Raw genomic sequence first — 494 nt, 5'->3', positions numbered from 1 at the left:
CAGTTGGAGAAACAGGCGAAAGACTACATCATGCGTAACTTGAAGCAGATGAGCCGCAATCGCAGAGCGTTGATCGAGAAGCTGCAAACGTTCCAGCAAGACACCGGACTGCCGCTGACCTTGGCTCATTTTGTAGAGCATCACGGGATGTCACTAGTTGAATTGTATGGTGGACGTACAGGGAAAAGGTATTTCCGCGGCATGTTGGCCGAAGCCGGATTAACAGCACCCATCGAGGATGAACATGAGGAGTATATCCGCAGACTGCCGTCTGTGCTGACGATCAACTCTCGAAGCTGGCTGACGTTCCTGATTGACTATATTGAAAAAGGCAAAAACCCGACTACCGCCGATGAACGGCGCATGTTGATCATGTTCTATTACACCTTCCACCGGGCTGCGCCCGAGAAATTAGGGTTGAGCAGCATCGAAGAGGGTGTGCAGCGTGTGCTGTCTTGTGAGACATTCCGAGCAGAGCTTGTGGATATTTTCAA

General features: G+C 50.8%; 1 pseudogene. It reads left to right on the top strand.

What is annotated here, in order from left to right:
* Positions 1-494 (top strand): annotated as a pseudogene (locus AMS66_RS07595) (NgoFVII family restriction endonuclease); the annotation flags it as partial.

Source organism: Paenibacillus xylanivorans (genome assembly GCF_001280595.1).
Taxonomy (GTDB): Bacteria; Bacillota; Bacilli; order Paenibacillales; family Paenibacillaceae; genus Paenibacillus; species Paenibacillus xylanivorans.
Note: the sequence above shows the minus strand (reverse complement) of the source record. Positions and strands in the feature narration are given on the sequence as shown.